Annotated in this window: 1 protein-coding gene; it reads left to right on the plus strand. The window is 73.7% G+C overall.

Features of this window, described 5'->3' with window-relative positions; translation table 11 throughout:
* A partial coding sequence (locus M0638_RS25845; protein WP_248669835.1) for a GAF domain-containing protein occupies positions 1 to 403 on the plus strand: 403 nt, incomplete at both ends.

Consider the following 403-nt stretch of genomic DNA (forward strand, 5'->3'; position numbering starts at 1 on the left):
TCGCGCGATCCGCGAGATGCTGCACCTGCTGTCCGAGGTGCTCGGGCTCAACCGCGGCCGCGTGGTGCTGCGCGAGCCGGAGGGCGAACATTACGCCATCGCCTACGCCTACGGCCTGACGCACCGGGAGATGGCGCGCGGCCGCTACGCGCGGGGCGAGGGCATCACCGGCCGCGTCATCGCCGACGGCCATCTCGTGATCCTGCAGGACATCGACAAGGAGCCGGGCTTCCTCGGCCGCGCCGTGGAGCGGAGCCGGCTGCCGCAGGCGCAGGTCTCTTTCCTGGCCCTGCCGCTGCGCGTGGACGGGCGCATCGTGGGCGCGCTGGCCTGCCACCGCCTGCGCCGGAGCGAGCGGGCGCTGGCCGACGACGTGGCGATCCTGCGCATCATCGCGACGCTG

Origin of the sequence: Roseomonas acroporae, assembly GCF_023223525.1 — a bacterium.
Classification (GTDB): domain Bacteria; phylum Pseudomonadota; class Alphaproteobacteria; order Acetobacterales; family Acetobacteraceae; genus Roseomonas_E; species Roseomonas_E acroporae.